Annotated in this window: 15 protein-coding genes and 1 pseudogene; 12 read left to right on the top strand and 4 right to left on the bottom strand. The window is 69.9% G+C overall.

Annotated features, from left to right (window positions below; translation table 11 throughout):
• Positions 1-307: 307 nt before the first annotated feature.
• Positions 308-1,164 (top strand): annotated as a pseudogene (locus ACQUFX_RS21755) (fumarylacetoacetate hydrolase family protein).
• Positions 1,165-1,184: 20 nt separating this feature from the next.
• On the opposite strand, the gene ACQUFX_RS21750 reads toward ACQUFX_RS21755, so the two are convergent.
• The 4 genes from ACQUFX_RS21750 to ACQUFX_RS21735 form a co-directional block, all read right to left on the bottom strand.
• Positions 1,185-3,110 (bottom strand): chondroitinase-B domain-containing protein, encoded by a 1,926-nt coding sequence (locus ACQUFX_RS21750; protein WP_428962163.1) that lies wholly within the window; start codon positions 3,108-3,110, stop codon positions 1,185-1,187.
• Between the two features lie 150 nt (positions 3,111-3,260).
• Positions 3,261-4,418, bottom strand: coding sequence for a polysaccharide lyase family 7 protein (locus ACQUFX_RS21745; RefSeq protein ID WP_428962162.1), 1,158 nt, complete (start codon positions 4,416-4,418; stop codon positions 3,261-3,263).
• Between the two features lie 84 nt (positions 4,419-4,502).
• Positions 4,503-5,264, bottom strand: a complete 762-nt coding sequence (locus tag ACQUFX_RS21740) for an IclR family transcriptional regulator (protein ID WP_428962161.1) — start codon at positions 5,262-5,264, stop codon at positions 4,503-4,505.
• Positions 5,265-5,273: 9 nt separating this feature from the next.
• Positions 5,274-6,335 carry a LacI family DNA-binding transcriptional regulator gene (locus ACQUFX_RS21735; RefSeq protein WP_428962160.1) on the bottom strand — a complete coding sequence of 354 codons (1,062 nt, stop codon included), beginning with the start codon at positions 6,333-6,335 and terminating at the stop codon, positions 5,274-5,276.
• A gap of 283 nt (positions 6,336-6,618) precedes the next feature.
• On the opposite strand from ACQUFX_RS21735, the gene ACQUFX_RS21730 reads away from it, so the two are divergent.
• From ACQUFX_RS21730 to ACQUFX_RS21680, 11 genes are read left to right on the top strand one after another with little or no spacing between them, the layout of a single operon-like run.
• Positions 6,619-7,872: an ABC transporter substrate-binding protein gene (locus ACQUFX_RS21730; protein ID WP_428962159.1), complete on the top strand. Its 1,254-nt coding sequence runs from the start codon at positions 6,619-6,621 to the stop codon at positions 7,870-7,872.
• A gap of 22 nt (positions 7,873-7,894) precedes the next feature.
• Complete coding sequence (locus ACQUFX_RS21725; protein WP_428962158.1) at positions 7,895-8,821, top strand: carbohydrate ABC transporter permease; 927 nt, start codon at positions 7,895-7,897, stop codon at positions 8,819-8,821.
• Complete coding sequence (locus ACQUFX_RS21720; protein WP_428962157.1) at positions 8,811-9,674, top strand: carbohydrate ABC transporter permease; 864 nt, start codon at positions 8,811-8,813, stop codon at positions 9,672-9,674. The genes ACQUFX_RS21725 and ACQUFX_RS21720 overlap by 11 nt, the downstream gene beginning before the upstream one ends.
• A 15-nt stretch (positions 9,675-9,689) precedes the next feature.
• Positions 9,690-10,457, top strand: a complete 768-nt coding sequence (locus ACQUFX_RS21715; RefSeq protein WP_428962156.1) for an SDR family NAD(P)-dependent oxidoreductase — start codon at positions 9,690-9,692, stop codon at positions 10,455-10,457.
• Entirely contained in the window at positions 10,454-12,031 is a 1,578-nt protein-coding gene (locus tag ACQUFX_RS21710; protein WP_428962155.1) for a heparinase II/III domain-containing protein, read from the top strand. Before ACQUFX_RS21715 ends, ACQUFX_RS21710 begins: the two co-directional genes overlap by 4 nt.
• Positions 12,031-14,079, top strand: a complete 2,049-nt coding sequence (locus tag ACQUFX_RS21705) for a hypothetical protein (RefSeq protein WP_428962154.1) — start codon at positions 12,031-12,033, stop codon at positions 14,077-14,079. Before ACQUFX_RS21710 ends, ACQUFX_RS21705 begins: the two co-directional genes overlap by 1 nt.
• Positions 14,067-14,753, top strand: coding sequence for a DUF624 domain-containing protein (locus ACQUFX_RS21700; RefSeq protein ID WP_428962153.1), 687 nt, complete (start codon positions 14,067-14,069; stop codon positions 14,751-14,753). The genes ACQUFX_RS21705 and ACQUFX_RS21700 overlap by 13 nt, the downstream gene beginning before the upstream one ends.
• Positions 14,750-15,832, top strand: coding sequence for a DUF1565 domain-containing protein (locus ACQUFX_RS21695; protein WP_428962152.1), 1,083 nt, complete (start codon positions 14,750-14,752; stop codon positions 15,830-15,832). The genes ACQUFX_RS21700 and ACQUFX_RS21695 overlap by 4 nt, the downstream gene beginning before the upstream one ends.
• Complete coding sequence (locus tag ACQUFX_RS21690) at positions 15,829-16,494, top strand: bifunctional 4-hydroxy-2-oxoglutarate aldolase/2-dehydro-3-deoxy-phosphogluconate aldolase (protein WP_428962151.1); 666 nt, start codon at positions 15,829-15,831, stop codon at positions 16,492-16,494. The genes ACQUFX_RS21695 and ACQUFX_RS21690 overlap by 4 nt, the downstream gene beginning before the upstream one ends.
• Positions 16,491-17,591, top strand: a complete 1,101-nt coding sequence (locus ACQUFX_RS21685) for a sugar kinase (protein WP_428962150.1) — start codon at positions 16,491-16,493, stop codon at positions 17,589-17,591. Before ACQUFX_RS21690 ends, ACQUFX_RS21685 begins: the two co-directional genes overlap by 4 nt.
• Positions 17,567-18,835: an MDR family MFS transporter gene (locus tag ACQUFX_RS21680; protein WP_428967031.1), complete on the top strand. Its 1,269-nt coding sequence runs from the start codon at positions 17,567-17,569 to the stop codon at positions 18,833-18,835. The genes ACQUFX_RS21685 and ACQUFX_RS21680 overlap by 25 nt, the downstream gene beginning before the upstream one ends.
• The last annotated feature ends 10 nt before the right edge of the window (positions 18,836-18,845 follow it).

The raw sequence follows: 18,845 nt of genomic DNA, 5'->3' as shown, positions 1-18,845 counted from the left end.
CTCACCGCCCGGTACGGCACCAACGCCTGATCCACCATCGCCGGAAACCTCGCCACCCCCGTCACCGTCGCCAAAGCACCGCACCAATGGCCGCCGCCGGGTTCCTGCACACCGTCGACGGCTACGCCCCTGATCACCGCCGTAGCCACCTGCTGCGCACTCGCCGCCGTCGGCGTCACCACCAGAACGAAGACTTCGCTACGACGCCCTCCACCGGGCAATCCTGAGGAGAGCACCCTCAGCTCCGCAGGCCCCCGCGCTGTCTCGCCCGGTTCGGCGGCGTCGCCCAAGCGACGGGGCTCCACGCATGAGAATGGTGCGTGTTGGTCCGAGAGGTGGTGAACGACCGTTCCTGCTCACCGAGGACGGCCGTCACCTTGATCTGGCCGGGCTGACCGGTGACATCGATGGCGCATTCCTGGCCGGCGACGGCATCCAGCGGGCACGGGCCGCGCTGGACGCCGGTCAGCTACCGGAGATCGACACCTCCGGCCTGCGGGTCGGGGCGCCGATCGCCCGACCGGGCACGGTGGCATGCATCGGGCTTAACTACGTCCGACACGCTGCAGAGTCCGGCGTTACCCCACCCGTACAGCCGGTCGTTTTCCTCAAGGCGTCCAACACCGTGGTCGGCCCGTACGACGACATCGTGCTCCCGAGGGGGCGGCGAAGACCGACTGGGAGGTCGAGCTCGCGGTCGTCATCGGTCGCAGCGCCCACTACCTCGAATCACCCGCCGATGCCGCGGACGTCATCGCCGGGTACGCCGTCTCCAACGACCTGTCGGAGCGGGGGTTTCAGACGGATGACACCGGCGGGCAGTGGGCCAAGGGCAAGAGCTGCGAGTCGTTCAACCCGTTGGGGCCATGGCTGGTCACCGCCGACGAGGTGGACGACCCGCAGAACCTCGCGCTGAGCAGCTGTGTCAACGGCGAGCAACGGCAGGCGTCCAGCACCTCGGACATGGTTTTCGACGTGCGATACCTGGTCTGGTATCTGAGTCAGTACCTGGCGCTGGAGCCGGGCGACGTGGTGAACACCGGAACGCCCGAGGGCGTCGCGATGTCCGGCCGATTCCCCTACCTCGCCGAGGGGGACGTGATGAGTGCGTGGATCGAGGGGCTCGGCGAGCAGCGGCAGACCTGCCGCTCCGCGCGGCCCTGACCGGTCACCTTGCGGGTCGGTCAGGGGGCGCCGACGCCGACGTCGGCCGGTAGCAGCGGCTTGTTCGTCACCGGGGCGGTCGACCGTTCATCGGCACCGACATCGGCGGTGCCGCTGCGCGGTTGTCGGTCCATGTCCTCGGTGACGAAGGCGTAGCCGCCGACGGCCGCGTCGATCGCCGGGCTTCCCGCGCCGATCCGGCTCACCTCGTCCTGCGCCACCAGCAGCGGGTTGGCGATGGTGACGCTGCCGGCCACGCCGATGACGGCAGCACCCGTCGGCCAGGCGATGTTGCCGGCGTACGTCATGTTCTTGGGGCTCTTCAGCTCGTTGATGAGCTTGCCCTGGGAGCCGACGACGATGTTGTTGGCCACCACGCTGTCCACCGGGGCGAGGTTGTAGTTCGCCCCGATCTCGATGTTCGAGACGTTGTTGACGAAGGTGTTGTTGACGGCCGTCGCGCGGTACACCCGCCAGTGCGAGGAGAGCGCGCCGGACGTGTCCACGTCACCGCCGTCGAGCTGGAGCGCCGCGTCGTACCCGGTACCGGTCAGTCCCTCGAAGTAGTTGTTGTAGATCTTGTGGTCCTGACCGTAGACCCGGACCCCGCCGGTGCCGGCCTTGCCGCCGCCGAGGAAGAAGTTGCCGTGCACCTGGCTGCGGTTGCCGTGGCGCAGCGACAGAGTGCCCTGCGACGTCCGGAAGGTGTTGTACCGCACCGTGTTGTCGTTGCTCTTCACGGAGACGATCTCCGGGTCCCCGTCGCAGTTCTCGAACAGGTTGTGCTCGATGGTGGTGAACCCGTTCGACTGGGAGATCGCGCTCCAGCCGACCCGGATCGCCTCCATCTCGTTGGTGGCCCGCGGCCCGATGTTGCGGAAGTGGTTGTGGTCGATGAGGTCGTACTGGGACTGCTGGTTGGACGACCCGTCGATGGTGATGAAGTTGCCGAGCTGGTGCTTCTCCTCGAACAGGTTGTGGTCGATCCGGTTGTGATGGCTGGGGGCCCCCTGGATGATGATCCACTTCAACGAGCTCGACTCGGTCAGTCGGAAGTGGCTGCGGGTCACCCGGATGTGGTGCGAGCTGGTGATCTTCAGCGTGTGGGAATTCGTCCACTTCAGCCCGGAGACCGTCACGTACGACGAGCTGAGTACCTCGAGCTGACCGCCGGTTATGACGGCCCTGCCCTGGTTGGCCGCCGTGATCGTGATGGGCGCGGCGGCCGTGCCGTTCCTGGCGTTCAACTTTCCGATCGAGTAGTTGCCGTCGGCGAGGACGATCGTGTGTCCAGGCGCGGCGTCGGCCATCGCGGCGGTCAGCTGCGCCGTCGAGGAGACGTGTACGACGGTGCCGCCGGGCGGCGGGGTGGTGGGGTTGGCGGTCGGGGAGGCGGTGGGGGTCACCGTCGGAGCGGCACCAGCCCCGAGGACGGCGGTCTCGGTGATCGAGGTCCAGGCGTTGACGGTGTTGCCGTAGCCCAGGATCCGCAGGTGACGGGCAGCGAGGTCGGTGACGTCGTATGTCTCCGGTTGCAGCGTCGTTCCCGAGCTGTTCCGGGCGGGTACCACGGTCGTCCAGGTCGAGCCGTTGGTCGAGGTCTGGACCGTGAAGGTGGTCTGTCGTTGGTCGCCCTGGTGCCAGGCGATGGTGACCGTGCCGACCGTGACGGTGGAACACAGGTCGTAGCGGATCCAGACACCGTCGCCGTTGGCGGACCAGCGGGTGTCGAGGCTGCCGTCGAGGGTGTTCGCCGGAACGTTGCCGTCGTCGCTGCTCGCGCTGGTCGCGCAGATGGGCAGGGGAGATGCGATCTGCAGCCCTGCCCGGCCGGCGAGTGAACCATGGTTGCCGGTGGCAGCGAGGGCCGGGATCGCGATGAGGGCGCTACCGGTGAGCGCCGTGACCACGATCGTGCCGCGCGCGCCGAGTCTTGTGCTGCTCATGAGGTTCTCCAAGCGGGACGGGGAGTTGTAGCTCAGCAGTCATGTCGCAGCTGGGGAGGTGGTGGCGGCCAGGTGCGGAGCTGCGACGTCCATCCGACGGGTCGCGCGGGGATCCCGCCCGGGGGCCTGAACCCCCGGGCGGAACGCTCGTCAGGAGTGGGTGACGGTCAGGCCGTAGATCTTGACCTCGCCGTAGTTCGAGCTCGAGCAGGGCGACGAGTTGGAGCAGTTGGCCTGGGTGTAGCCGCCGGCCTTGAAGTAGCCGCCGGAGAAGCTCTTCGTGATGGTGGTCTGCAGGACACCGTTGTAGTAGGCCTTGATCTGGCCGCCGCTGACCACGAACTTGGCCTGGAACCGGGTGCCGAGCTGGTAGTTACTGGTGACCAGCTTGTAGTGGGTGTCGTTGTCGTTGGTGATGTAGAGGCTGGTGCCCTCCAGCCGGAACACGGTCACGTCGTCGTCGGCGTCGTGGATCTGGGCCCCGACCACGTGCGGCTTGGTGGAGGGCAGCGCGGTGAAGGCCTCGTCGACGACCAGGGTGTGGGTGCCGGAGGTCGACGACCAGCTCGCGTTGCTCGTGCCGTTGTTCGCCATCTCCCGCAGCTCGCTACGGGGGTAGCTCGATCCGCTGGTGGTGACGCCGTTGACCGGGGCGCGGAACTGGACCGCCTTGCACGAGTCCGTGGTCACGAAGTACGGGGACACCTGGTAGCTGTCCAGCGCCGGTTGCTTGATCTCGGTGGGGCTGCCGGAGGATCCGGTCGGCAGCGTGACCTTCCAGTTGGTCAGGTTGAGCACGTCAGCAGGCACGGCGCAGGAGGGGCCACTGCCACCGTCGGCTCCGTAGACCCCGACCTCGGTGATGCTGTTCCACGTGTTGACGGTGTTGCCGTAGCCCACCACCCGTACGTAGCGCGCGCTCCGGTCGGTGAAGTCGTACGTCTCGAGCTGAAGGGTGCTGCCGCTGCTCTGGCGCTGGCTGACGGCAGTGGTCCACGTGCTGGCGTTGGTCGACGTCTGCACGGCGAAGCTGCTCGCGCGCTGGTTGCCCTGGTACCAGGCGATTGCCACCGAACCGACCTGGACGCTCGACCCGAGGTCGAAACGGATCCAGGATCCGTCACCCTGGGCGGACCACCGGGTACCGAGGTTGTTGTCGAGGGTGTTCGCCGGCACGTTTCCGTCGTTCGAGCTGGCCGTCACCGCCGTCACCGGCAGGGCCGTGGCGGCCTGGGCCGGGGTGGCGAGCAGGCCGGCGCTGACACCGGCGAGCAGGACGGGTAGGGCGAGGATTCCGATTCGTCGCATTACTTGATCCTTCTGGTGGTAGTTCCCGTATGTGAACTATGCGGCACTAGTGCCGGGTGACCATAGAAGGTGATGACTGTGACGTCAACGGGGGATTTCGAATCGGTTGCCGGCGGGCGTTCTGCCGGTCAGTGCTGCGGTGATCGCCGATTCGATGGCTCCCGCGATCTGGCTCGCCCGTCCCTCGGTCAGCCGGCCACCCGCCACGCAGACGCCGATGGCGTCGTACGGGCCGAGTTTCGGTGGGGCCGCCACCGCGACGCAGGAGCAGGTCGTCGCCCCGTCCGGATGCCAGTCGACGGCGTAGCCGCGCTTCGCGGTGCGGGCGAGGTCGTCGAGATGGTGGCTGTTCCCCGGGGCGTCCATGGGGCGGGACGGGGTGGGGGCTGCGAGTCGGGCCAGCACCGCCCGGCCCAGCGCGGTGGCGTGGGCCGGTGCGTGCCGGCCCGCCGCGATCGCCGGCGTCGCGCCAAATTTCTCCCTGCTGACCAGGCAGACGACCTGACCACCGGTGACCCGGCCGAGTTGCACGGTGGCGTCGAGTTCGCGATGCAGCCGGTCCACCACCGGGGTCAGGCGTCGGATCGACCGGTCGGTGCGCAGGTAGGCGGATCCGGTCCTAAGGGCCTGCACGCCGAGGCCGTATCGCAGGCCGGCGGAGTCGGTCTCCACCCAGCCGCGCTGCACGAGGGTACGGAGCAGCCCGTGCATACTGCTCTTCGGGATGCCGAGATCCCGGGCAAGGTCCACGAGCGTGCGTCGGTCGGGCGATGCGGCAAGCAGCTCCAGCAGTTCCACTGTCCGGTCCGCCGATTTGACCCGCGTGACGCCGCCGCCTGTCGTCATGGTCGTTCCTCACTCCAGGGGGTTGGGTGCGGGCCCGGTGGACGCGCGGACGACCAGTTCCGGGCGCAGTAGCAGGGACTGGCTCGGCCCGCCGTCCGGGTCCTCGATGCGCGCGAGGAGGTGTCGGAACGCCGTCGCCGCCATGTCCGCGATGGGCTGCCGGACGGTCGTCAGCGGCGGCGCGGCGAGGTCGGCGAGCACGATGTCGTCGAAGCCGACCACCGAGACGTCCCGACCGACCTGCAGGTCGGCGTCGCGGATTCCGGCGCTGACCCCGAGCGCGCACATGTCGTTGATCGCCACGATGGCCGTCGGTCGTTCCTGGCCGTGCAGCAGGTCGCGGGCCGCGGATCGGCCGAGGCCGGCGGCGTCGAGGTCCCCGTACGGTTCGTGCTCGGCGTTGCCCGACCAGATGATCGCCTCGGTCGGATCGAGGCCAGCATGCTCGAAGGCGTTCGTGAACCCGCGAAAGCGTTCCCGGCGGTTGATGCTGCGCAGCGAACCGGAGACGAAGGCGATCCGCCGGTGCCCGAGTTCTAGCAGGTGGGCCGTGGCGAGGTGGGCACCGACGACGTTGTCGACGCTGATGTTCACCAGCGCCGCGGGGTCGCCGGCCTGGGCGGTGCGGTCGAACGCGACCAGGCCGAGACCGCGTTCGACCAGGGGCAGGACGTGCTCCAGCGAGGGTAGTGAGGAACAGAGCACGACGCCGCGGATGCCGTCGCCCCACAGTTCTTCGAGGTACCGCAGCTCCCGGTCGGGCTCCCGCTCGCTGTTGCAGAGTAGGACGTGGTAACCGTTGGCCAGGGCCGACCGTTCCAGGTAGCGGGCGAAGTTGCCCCAGAAGGGGTTTGCCACCGACGGGACCACCAGGCCGATCACCTGGATCCGGCCGGTACGGAGTTGGCGGGCCGCCCGGTTCGGCCGGTATCCCAACTGTTCGATCGCCGCCTCCACCCGGGCGCGGGTCTGTGGGAGCATCCGTCCCGGGCGCCCGTTGAGGAAGTTCGACACGGTGCTGGGGGATACCCCAGCCTCCCTTGCGACCTGGTAGATCGTCACACCAGCCATACCGTGGCTCTCCTGTGCTGCGCGGGGGACCGGAACGCAAGGAGTGTATGGGTTTACCGTCTCGTGGCGGTTCCGTACCTGCTTAGTTAAGCGCGTGTTGCTGGCTTGTGTCCACCCATTGACATGCCTGCACCTCGCTCCTAGCCTTGCTGCATCGTTCCACCAGTAAATCGATGCATCAAACGGCTACCGAGCCCGTGACGTCGCAGTGACCCAGGCGGCGCCTTCGCGCCGCGGAAGGGACGAGATGATGACAGGAACCAGGCGGAGCCGGATGCGCCCCGTGATAGCGGTACTGACGGCGGCGCTGCTCGCCGCAGGTTGTGGCGGACCGGCCCCCAGCGAGGACGACGACGGCAAGGTCAGCGGGACCGTGCGCCTGCTGACGCCGATCTTCGAGGGCGCAGACGGGAAGGCGGTGCTCGACAAGCAGCTCGCCGACTTCAAGAGCAAGTACCCCGATGTCGCGGTCGAGGTCGACTACACCTCGTACGGCAAGCTCAACGAGAAGCTCACCACCTCAATCGCCGGCGGCCGGCCGTACGACGTGATGCTCATGGGAGTCGGGTGGATCCCGCCGTTCGCGGCCAAGGGCGCCTTGGCCGAGTTGGACGAGAGCAAGCAGGACCTGACCAAGCGGTACAACGAGCGCGTGGTCGAGCCCGGCATCTACCAGGGCAAGGTCTACGGCCTCCCGATCATGCTGGATACCCGCTTCGGGCTGTACCGCAAGGACATCTTCGCTGAGGCGGGCATCAGCGCTCCGCCGAGCACCTTCGACGAGTTGCGGGAGATCGGTCGGAAGCTGACCGTGCGCGACAGCAGCGGCAAGCTCACCCGTGCCGGCGTGGACATCCTCTCCAACGACCTGCGGCAGACGTTCCTTCCGCTGATGTGGGCCAACGGTGGCGAGCTGTGGACCGCTGACGGGAAACCGGCCTTCAACAGCCCGCAGGCTGTGGGCGCGTTGCAGTTGATGACCGACATCATCCGCACCGACAAGTCCGAGGACTTCGGCTTCACCCAACCGGGCGCCACCGGTCTTCCGCTGGCACAGGGGCGGGCGGCCATGATGGTGGGGCACAACAACCACCTGCTGGCGATCGAGGAGCAGGAACCGGAGCTGATCAAGGACGACAAGATCGGCTTTTTCATGATCAGAAATGAGCGGCCCGCGATGTTCCAGGGCGGCACCCTCGCCACCGTCTCCGCCAAGTCCTCGCACCCCGCGGCGGCCAAGGCGCTGGTCAGCTTCCTCACCGACGAGCAGGCATCGCTCGCCGCGAACGAGCAGCGGGGCAACGTCCCGGCGCTCAACAGCCTCGCCGACTCCGAGTACGTGAAGAGCAACAAGGCCGCGCAGTTCGCGATGGAGAACCTCGACGCCGCGTTCTCCGAGGGCGGCGTGCCGGCCTGGCTGGAGATCCGGGGTGACTTCAAAGCGGCCATCGAGGCCGCGTTGCTGGGTCAGAAGACCCCGCAGCAGGCGCTCGACGAGTTGACCGCCAAGGCGCAGGCAGCGATCGCCAAGGGCTGACATGACCTCCACCCTGGAATCCGTGAGCGTGGCGTCCGCGAGCCGGACGCCACGCCCGCCCCGCCGCCGCCGGCTGGGCGCCGACCGCCGCCGCGCGGCCTACCTGATGCTGGCCCCATCGGTGATCCACCTGGTCTGGTGGATCGGCCTGCCGGTGGTGGCGACCTTCGGCCTGGCCTTCACCGACTACGACGTGATCGCCGGCACCATCCAGTGGGCCGGTCTGGACAACTTCCGGGAGATCTTCGCCGACGACATCTGGAACCGGTCGATCTGGCACACGATCGTCTTCACCTTCTTCACGGTGCCGGTGGCGATGGCGATCGCGGTGTTCATCGCGGTGCTGCTGAACCAGCAGATCAGGGCGCGGGCCTGGTACCGCGCGGCGTTCTTCATGCCGCACATCACCGCCACCGTCGCGATCGCGCTGGTCTGGATGTGGATGTTCGAGCCCACCCTCGGGCTGTTCAACCTGCTGTTGGAGCGCGTCGGGGTGAACGGGCCGGCCTGGCTGTCCGACCCCGACTGGGCGATGCCGGCCGTGATCCTGGTCAGCATCTGGAAGGGCATCGGCCTCAAGATGCTGATCTATCTGGCGGCCCTGCAGAACATCCCGCACGACCTCTACGAGGCGGCGGACCTCGACGGCGCCTCGGGCCTCCGCCGGTTCTTCGCGATCACCCTGCCTCTGCTGAAACCCGCCACGTTCTTCGTCTTCATCGTCTCCATGATCGACGCCTTCCAGGTCTTCGACCAGGTGTACGTGCTGACTCCCGACGGCGGTCCGGCGAACTCGACCACCGTGATGACGTACGAGATATACCGGACCGCATTCGGCGAGTTCGACATCTCGGCCGCCTGCGCGCAGAGCCTGGTGCTCTTCGCCTTCCTGCTCGTCCTGACGGTGATCGGCCGCCGGCTGACCGGGAAGGAAGCCGATGAAGCCTAAGCTCGCTCCCCGCCTGGTACTGCACCTGCTGCTCGGCGGCGGCGCCCTGGTCATGATCGTGCCATTCGTCTGGATGATCCTGACGTCGCTCAAGAGCCGCGCCGACATCGCCGCCTATCCGCCGAACCTGCTGCCCGACGAGTGGGTGTGGAGCAACTACCAGGCCGCGCTGGACTACGCCCCGTTCGGGACGTACTTCCGCAACAGCCTGCTGATCGCCATCGGGCACACGGTGATCAACCTGATGCTGGCGACGATGGCCGGGTACGCCCTCGCCCGGGTGCCGTTCCGGGGCCGGACCGTCGTGTTCATGGCCGTACTGGCGATGATGATGATCCCGACCTACACGAAGATCGTCCCGCAGTATCTGATCGCCAAGGGCATGCCGTTCTTCGGCGGCAACGACTACCTCGGGCGGGGTGGCTACGGCTGGCTCGACTCGTGGTGGGTCCTGATCGTCCCGGGAGCGCTGACCCCGTTCGCGATCTTCCTGTTCCGGCAGTTCTACCTGTCGCTGCCAAGGGAGTTGGAAGAAGCGGCCCGCATCGACGGGATGGGTGAGTTCGGGATCTTCGCCCGGGTGATGACCCCGCTGGTGAAACCCGCGATCGCCACCGTCGCTCTGGTCACCTTCGAGAACAGCTGGAACAACTTCCTCTGGCCGTTGCTGGTCACCACGCGTGACGACCTGAGGGTGATCCAGGTCGGCCTAGCCGCCTTCCAGCAGGCCGAGCGGACCGAGTGGTCCTATCTGATGGCCGGCTCGACGCTGGCCACCGTGCCGATGATCGTGCTGTTCCTGATCGCCCAGCGGTACTTCGTGCAGGGCTTCGCCACCGCCGGAATCAAGTAAATAAGGAGCACCTTGATGACTTTCGACCTGACCGGACGCCGGGCTCTCGTCACCGGCGCCGGCCACGGGATCGGCGCGGCCATCGCCGTGGGGCTGGCCAAGGCCGGGGCGGACGTCGCCGTACACCACAGGCACTCGGCCGGCCCGGCCGGCGAGGTGGCGTCCGCCATCGAGGCGCTGGGCCGCAAGACCGTCGTCCGGCAGGCCGACCTCACCAGGACCGGCGAGGTCGGCGACCTCGTCGACGACGTCACCAGCTTCCTCGGCGGACTGGAGATCCTGGTCTGCAACGCCGGTGGCATGGTCGGCCGCAGCCCGGTGGCGGAGATGACCGACGAGCACTACGCCGCGGTCGTCGACCTCAACCTGGGCAGCACGTTCCGCACCGTCCGTGCTGTGATCCCGCACCTGCGGTCGGCCGGCGCTCAGGGGCGGGTGATCACCATGTCCTCGCTGGCGGCGCAGAACGGTGGGGGCGCCGGCTCGGCCGTCTACGCGGCGGCGAAGGCGGGAGTGCGGGCACTGACCAAGGGCCTGGCAAAGGAATTGGCGACCAGTGGAGCGACCGTCAACGCGGTCGCTCCGGGCTTCATCGGTGGTACCAACTTCCACAACACATTCACCGCTCGGGCCACTCAGGAGGCGATCATCGGCGGGGTGCCGCTCGGGCGGGGCGGCACCCCGGACGACGTGGCCGGCGCGGTCGTCTGGCTCGCCTCCGACGCCGCCTCCTACGTCACCGGGGCCACCATCGACATCGACGGTGGCGCGTGGTTCCGGTGACCGGCACCGCTCCACCGTCCACCATCCGGCCGGTGCCGCCGGCGGAGCGGGGCGGCTGGTGGCACGCCTACGTCTGCCCGGTGCACGGTGTGGAACTCGAACACGAGGGGCTGCTCTCCGGTGCCTTCCCCGATGCTGGAGCCCGCTGCCGGCACGGCTGCCGGGTCGACGAGCCCGCGGTACGGGGGGCCTGGACCGTGCTGGCCCACCAGGCCTGCGCCCGGCAGATCCGGGCGCTCGCCAGGTCCCCGCACGCCGCCGACCGCCACACCGCCATCGACCTGCTGACCGGATACGCCCGGCAGTACGCGGCACTCGGCGCGGCCCCCCACGAGGGTGCCGCCGAGTGGATGCTGCGGGGCCGGCTGTTCCACCAGGCGCTCACCGAGGCCATCTGGGCGGTGACCATCGGGCAGGCCGCCCGGGCACTGCGCGAGGCCGGGCACCCCCTGCCCGCCGAGGTGACGGAGTTCCTGCGCGCGCTCGTCGCGGCGGCCGGGCAGGCACGCGACGCCCTGATCCGTGCCGGCCGTTTCGACTCGAACTACACCGCCTGGCTCATCGCCGCCGGGGCGGTCTGCTCCGGCCGGCCGGAGTGGCTGACCGGGCCGCAAGGCCTGTACGCCCACGTCCCGGTAGCGGTCCGGCCGGACGGATGGGAGTGGGAGGGGTCGACCTACTACCACGGCTTCGTGTTGCGCGCGTACCTGCTGGCGCTGCACGCGGTGCGGCACGTCGAGGTCCCCGGCGAGGTACGGGACCGACTCACCGCGATGGCCGGGGTGCTGGAATCCCTCACCACTCTGGGCGGTCTGCTGCCCGCCCTGCACGACGGCCCGTACGACCGCCCGTCGGCGGCGTACGAGCTGACCGAGCTGAGGGAGCTGCTGCCGTTGCTCGGTGCGCTGCCCACCACGACGGAGCCGGTCACGCTGCACCGGGACGCCGGTTACGCGGTGCTGCGCGGCGCGGGGTTGCACGCCGTGGTGGACTTCGGCCCGCACGGCGGTTCGCACGGACACCTGGACAAGCTGGCGCTGTACCTCTACGGCGCGGACACCCCCTGGCAGCCCGACCCCGGCCAGGTGCCGTACGCGCACCGGGGGTGGCGTCGCCACTACGCCTCGACCGCCGCGCACCCGACGTTCAGCGTCGATGGGTCGGACCAGGCTGAGTGCGCCGGATACCTGATCGGGCACGACAACCGGTCGGTAGCTGTCGGCTGCGACACGGCCTATCCGGGGGTGACGGCCCGCCGGGAGCTGGCCCTGCGTGACGGCGCGCTGGTGGACGAACTCACCGTCGAGACGGACCGGCCCCGCCTGGTCGTCGCCCACCTGCGTCCGGACGTCGACCTCACCGTCTGGCCCAGCGCCGGTGGCGCGCTGGAGACGGACTGGGCCGGCCGGCAGAAGCTGCTCGGGGCGCACGCGGCCTCGGTGCCGGCCGACGTGCTCTGTCGGCCCGGCCCCGGGCCGGCGAACGACCCGCAGCGGGTTCGCACCTGGGTCGACTGGACCGTGCCGGACGCCACCGCTGTGACCTTCCGTTCCGTCTACCGGATGGGGACCTGATGCAACCCCTGCTGATCGGCGATCGGCTCGACGAACTGCGGGCCGCGCTCACCACCACCCACGCCGCCCAGTGGCGGCGACTGTACGAGCAGTGCGACTGGTACCGCGGACAGAGCCCGCCCACCGAGCATCCGACCGCCAGCATCACCTACTTCGGTCCGGCCGCGATGAACCTCGCCCTGGCCTACCGCCTGACCGGGCAGCCCGGCTACCTGGCGGAGGCCCGACGGTGGACCAGCATTGCCGTGTCCTTCCCGCACTGGGGGAAGGCGAAGCTGCCCGACCACGACCTCGACGCCGGATGGCTGTTGCACGGGCTGTCACTGGCGTACTCCTGGCTCCGCGACGACCTGCCCGGCGATGAGGCCGACGCGCTGCGCGCCAAGCTGCTGCTCCAGGGTGAGCGGATGTACGACTTCGCGGTGCAGACCGAGGGAAGCTGGTGGTCGTCGAGCTACTGGCAGAACCACAACTGGATCTGCTACACCGGGCTGGCCGCCGCCGGCTACGTCCTCGACCAGCCACAGTGGAGTGACCGGGCCCGCGACAACCTCGGCACCGTGCTGGACCTGATGCCCGCGGACGGGTCCGACTCCGAGGGCGTCGTCTACTGGCGGTACGGCGTGCCGTGGCTGGCTGTCCACCTCGACCTGCTCCAGCACGCCGAGGGCGTCGACTGGTGGGAGCGTGGCGGCTTCCTGCGGCACACCTTCGAATGGCGGCTGCACCAGTGTGCCCCCGGGTTCGAGGAAAACGTCGACCACGGTGACTGCCACGACCGCCGGTCAGGACACAGCGTGGCGCTCTACCACAAGCTCGCCGCCGCCTACCGGGACGGCCGGGCCCGCTGGCTCGCCGACCATGTCGCCGAGCGGCACTACTGGCGGGAGGCGTACGCCTCCGGGGTGCGGCCCGGGGTGATGCCCGAGGCCGGCTACGAACTGCTCTGGTACGACCCGCAGGTGCCCGCCGTGGACCCGGCGGAGACGGTGCCGACCACCGCGCACTTCCCCGACCTCGGCCAGGTGACCGCCCGTACCGGCTGGCACGACGGCGCGGCCTTCGTCAGCTTCAAGTCGGCGCCCGGCGGCGGGCACACCGCCTGGGAGACCGCCGACCGGTTCCGCCGCGACAAGGGCTGGGAGACCCTCAACGCCGGGCACCACCACCCCGACGCCGGATCGTTCGTGTTCGGCGCGCACGGCGCGTTCCTCGCCGTGGACGACGGCTACTGCAACCGCAAGCGGGCCGCCCACCACAATCTCGTCCTCGTCGACGGCCAGGGCTGGGCCGGCGAGGACCGCTACCACGTCTACAAGGACCTGCCGTACGGGCGGCAGGCCCGGCTGCGCGATGTGCTCGCCGACGGCGGCCTGGTGCACGCGACCGCCGAGTCGGCCGCGATGTTCGATCCGGCCCTCGGCGTCCGGCGGGTCGACCGGACACTGGTCTTCACCCCGTCCGGCCGGCTGGTGATCCTCGACGAACTCGACGCAGAGCAGCCACGGGAGTGGACGTTTCTGCTGCACTCGGACTGGCCGGCCGAGTTCATCGACGGCGACGTCGTGTTGCGCTCCGGCCCGGCGCAGGCCCAGGTGCGCCGGTTCGCCCCGGACGACGCCACGGTCAGTCAGGGCACGACCGAGATCGAGGCCAATCCCACCGCCAGCACCCCGAGCCTGCGGATCGTCCGTACCTTGCACACCGTCCGCGTCAGGGTCGCGCCCACGCCGCGCACCCGGATCCTCACCACCATCGAGCCGACCACCGCGCTGACCCCGACACCAGCCACCGCCGAGACGGCGGGCTGCGCAGCGGGGACCGGGATCCGGTTCGGTGACGGTGAGACGGTACTGCTCGCGCCGACCGGGCGGCGGATCGAGAACGCCGACGTATGGGCCGATGCCGCTGCCGTGATCCTGGTGCCGGCGGCCGACGGTCACCCCGCCCGGGTGGGGGTGGTCGGTGCCACCCACGTCGAACTGGCCGGCCGGGTCCTGCTGGACGGCGCGGAGCCGGTGACCCGGATGCTGCCGTGGCCAGCCTGACCGCCGGCACGCGGATCAGCCGGTCCACGCCGGGCCGGCGCCATCCGGTCGGGGAGCGGCGGACCGGCTGGGAGGACACAGCCCTGCGGATGCTGGAGTTCGTCGCGTACCCGGCGCTGGCCGGCTGCGCCCTGCTCCTGCTCTGCCTGGGCGTGGTGACCTGGCTACCGGCGCTGGCCGCCGCCGCATACGCACTGCAACAGTGGCGCGACGACGGGCGGGGCCGGCCCTTCCTCGGCACGCTGGAAGCCTTCGGGCGCTACTGGCGGCGGCTGTGGCGGCACGCGCTGCTGTCGACCGTCGCCGGTGCCGTGCTGGCGGCCAATGTCGTCTTCCTCGCCACCCGCACCGGCGCCGCGGCCCTCGCCCTGCTGGCCCTCCAGATCGGGCTGGTGCTCGCCGCGGTGCCGTACCACCTGGCGCTGGCGGTGACCGCTGCCCGAAACCCAGGCGGCGACGTGCGGCGCTGGTCCCGCGGCGCCCTGCTGTTCGCCTTCGCCTCGCCCCGCCGAGGCCTGGGGCTGCTCGGCGTGGCGGTCGCGGCGCCGGTGCTGACCGCCCCGCTGGCGTTCGGCCCGCTGCTCCTCGGCGGCACCCTTCCACTGCTGGTCGGCCTGCGGCTCGCCGACCGTCCACGACCCTGCACCCCGCCCGACCGGAAGAGGAAGCCATGACGACACGACGACTTGCCGGCACCGCCCTCGCGCTGGCCATCGGAACCGCCATGGCGGCGCTCCCGACCGCCGCCACCGCCGCGCCGGTGGGCCACCTGTGGGTGAGCCCAGGCGGGGACGATACCGGGCCCGGTTCCCGAGCAACGCCGTTCGCGACAATCCAGCACGCGCTGGACGTCGCACCGACCGGCGCGACCGTGCACCTCGCGGCCGGCACCTACCTGCAGGATGCGGTGACCCGGCGGCCCGGCGTCACCATCACCGGGCCGCGCAGCGCGGTGGTCAAGGGCGGCGGCGGGGCCCGGATCCTCCAGGTGCAGCACGACCGCACCAACCTCTCCGGGTTCACCGTGGACGGCCTGCACGGCGCGGCGGACAGCCGCGACGGCTACCGCGACAAACTGATCTACGTCATCAGCACGACCGCCGGTGACGGGGTCGACGGGCTGCGGGTTCGCGGCATGCGCCTGACCAACGCGGGTGGTGAATGCCTGCGGATGCGCTACCTGATCACAAAGGCCGACGTGTCGCACAACGACATCGGCCCGTGCGGGGTGGACGACTTCGTGTTCAACGGCGGCGGCAAGAACGGCGAGGCGATCTACCTCGGCACCGCCCCCGAGCAGCAGGGCCTCAACGGCGCGCCGGACGCTCGGCCCGACGTCAGTCGATACAACCATATCCATCACAACAGAATTGACACCCAGGGTAACGAGTGCGTCGACATCAAGGAGAACTCGACCGCCAACCTGGTCGAGTTCAACTGGTGCACCGGGCAGCTCGACGACAAGTCGGCGGCGTACGACGCTCGTGGGTCCGGCAACACCTTCCGCTACAACGTGGCTACCGGCAACCTCGGCGCGGGCATCCGCTTCGGCGGCGACACCCCGACCGACGGCACGAACAACGACGCCTACGGCAACGTGCTCACCAACAACACCTACGGCGGGATCAAATTCCAGGCGAACCCGCAGGGGCGGGTCTGCGGGAACCTGATGTACGGCAACGCCGGCGGCGACAGCGTCGGCGACTACGGCGACCTCTTCGCCCCGGCCACCCGCTGCGGGAGCAACCGATGACGGGACCTCTGGCCTCCGCAGAGGCGGGCACCACCGTCCTGGACGTCATCGCCGGCGACCGCCTCCTGCCGGTGGTCGTCCTCGACGACGCCGAAGTCGCACCACGGCTCGGTGCGGCGCTGGTGGCCGGCGGCCTGCGTTCGGTCGAGGTGACCCTACGCACCCCGGCGGCTGTCGCAGCGATCCATGCACTGGCCGATCACACCGCCCTGGTGGTCGGCGCGGGTACGGTCACCAGTGCCGACCAGGTCGACCAGGTGGTCGACGCCGGTGCCCGCTTCGTCGTCTGTCCCGGCTTCTCCGCAGCCGTGGTGCGGCGATGCCAGAAACACGGGGTGCCGGTCATCCCCGGCGTGGCCACCCCCACAGAGATTCAGATGGCCCTCGACGCCGGGCTCTCGGTGCTCAAGTTCTTCCCCGCCGAGCGACTCGGCGGCCTTCCGATGCTCGAGGCGCTGGCCGCACCCTACCCCGGCCTGCGTTTCGTTCCCACCGGTGGGATCACCACCGCCAACCTCCGCGGCTACCTCGACCACCCCTCGGTGCTCGCCGTCGGGGGCACCTGGATGGTCGCCGCCGGGCTGCTGACCGCCGGCCGGTGGGACGACGTGACGACGCTGACCGCCGCGGCCCTGGCCGCCGCCCGAGAAGGTGACCGATGACGCTGAACGTCCGCCCCGCCGCAGAGTGCCGCTACGACCTGGTCTCCCTCGGCGAGGTGATGCTGCGCCTCGACCCCGGGGAGGGCCGGGTACGCACCGCCCGTACCTTCCGGGTCTGGGAGGGCGGCGGCGAGTACAACGTCGCGCGCGGGCTGCGCCGCTGCTTCGGCCTGCGCACCGCTGTCGTCACCGCCCTGGCCGACAACGAGGTCGGCCGGCTCGTCGAGGATCTGATGCTTCAGGGCGGAGTGGACACATCTCTGGTGCAGTGGACGCCCTACGACGGGATCGGCCGCACCACCCGCAACGGGCTCAACTTCACGGAACGCGGGCACGGGGTACGCGGGGCGGTCGGCACGTCCGACCGGGGGCACACCGCCGCCAGCCAACTCGGCCCGGGCGATGTCGACTGGGAGCACCTGTTCGGCAACCTCGGCGTGCGTTGGCTGCACACCGGCGGCATCTACGCCGGCCTGTCCGAGGTGTCCGCAGAGACCGCGGCGGTGGCGATGGCCGCCGCCCGCCGACATGGAACGGTCATCTCGTACGACCTCAACTACCGGCCCAGCCTGTGGCGTGATGCCGGAGGGCAGGAGCGCGCACGACACGTCAACCAACGGCTGGCCCGGATGGTCGACGTCATGATCGGCAATGAGGAGGACTTCACCGCCGCCCTCGGCTTCGAGGTGCCGGATACCGACGCGGATCTGTCCCACCTGGAGGTGGACAACTTCCAGAAGATGATCGACCAGGTCACCCAGGCGTATCCCCAATTCGCGGTGGTGGCGACCACCTTGCGAACGGTCCGGACCGCCACGGTCAACGACTGGGGTGCCGTCGGCTGGTCCGCCAAGACCGGATTCGTCACCGCGACCCTTCGGCCGGGTCTGGAGATCCTGGACCGCGTCGGCGGAGGGGACAGCTTCGCCTCCGGGCTGATCTACGGTCTGATGGAGCGCGAGGACCTGCGGACCGGGGTCGAGTTCGGTGCCGCCCACGGCGCCCTGGCGATGACCACGCCGGGGGACACCTCGATGGCCAGTCTGGCGGAGGTCGAGGCGCTCACCGCCGGATCCGGCGCACGGGTACGGCGCTGAAGCCCACCCGGCAGACCGGCGCGAACCCCCGGCGCGAGGATCTGACTCCCGCGCCGGGGGACGCCCCAGAGCCGGGCCGCACCTGGTGGTCGCCCGACCTGCGGATCATGGTGGCTGACACCTTCCTCATGGGACTCGGCTTCTACGCCCTGGTTCCGCTGCTGGCATACCACCTGCTGCACGACGTCGGGCTCAGCATCGCGCTCACCGGTCTGCTCGCTGGCATACGGTCGGCCAGCCAGCAGGGCATGATGCTCTGGTCCGGAGTGCTCGCCGACGGGATCGGTCATCGCCGGGCGATCTGCCTGGGTGTGCTGCTGCGGGCCGCCGGTTTCGCCGCGTTCGGCGTCGTCGACTCGGTGCCCGGCCTCGCGGTGGCCTCAGTCCTGGCCGGGCTCGGCGGATCCCTGTTCCATCCGGCCAGCTACGCCCTGTACGCCGAGCTGACTCCCGAGCCGCACCGCACCCGTGCCTACGCGGTGCGAGAGATGGCCAGCAACGTTGCGTTCGTTCTCGGCCCGGCGATCGGTGGTGTCCTGGCCAGCACCAACTTCACTGTGCTGTGCCTCGTCGCGGCGGGTCTGTTCCTGCTCGCCGGGGTCATCACCTGGCTCGGTCTGCGCCCAGGCCGGTCCGGAGCCGGCGCCGCCGTCCGCACCTCGCCGCTGCACCTGCTGCGCACCGTTGCCCGAGACGCCCATTTCCGGCGGTTCACGCTGGTCAGCGCCGTCACCTGGGCGCTGTTCAGCCAGCTCTACCTCGCCGTGCCGGTCCGGGTGGGGCAGGTACTACCGGGGACGGCGTCGCTGGGCCTGGTCTACACGGCGGCGGCGGTCGTCATGGTGGGCGCCACTGTCCCGTTGACCCGGCTCACCGAGCGGCACCTGCGTACGGGGCACACCCTCGCCCTGGGCACGAGTGCACTCGCGATCGGTTTGCTGCTGCTGGGCCTGCTGCCCGGGCCGGCCGGCGTCGTTACCGGCGTCATCGTCTTCACTCTCGGCCAGGTGCTGCTCCTGCCCACCCTCAACGGCACCATCTCCCGGCTCGCCCCGCCCGGGGCGGTCGCCTCCTACTTCGGCGCCAACGGCTTCGCCCTGGCGGTCGGCGGGCTGGCCGGCAACCTCGGCGGTGGCTGGCTGCTCGACCTCGGAGGCGGGCTCCCGGGCTGGGCTCCATGGGCCGTCTTCGCGGCGTGGGGCCTGGTCACGGCAGCCATGTACCCGATCGTGTTGCGCAGGTGAAAACCTGTCG

It is taken from the genome of Micromonospora fluostatini (assembly GCF_050410825.1).
Taxonomy (GTDB): Bacteria; Actinomycetota; Actinomycetes; order Mycobacteriales; family Micromonosporaceae; genus Micromonospora; species Micromonospora rosaria.
The sequence above is the reverse complement of the archived record's forward strand: the minus strand, read 5'-3'. Positions and strand labels throughout refer to the sequence as shown.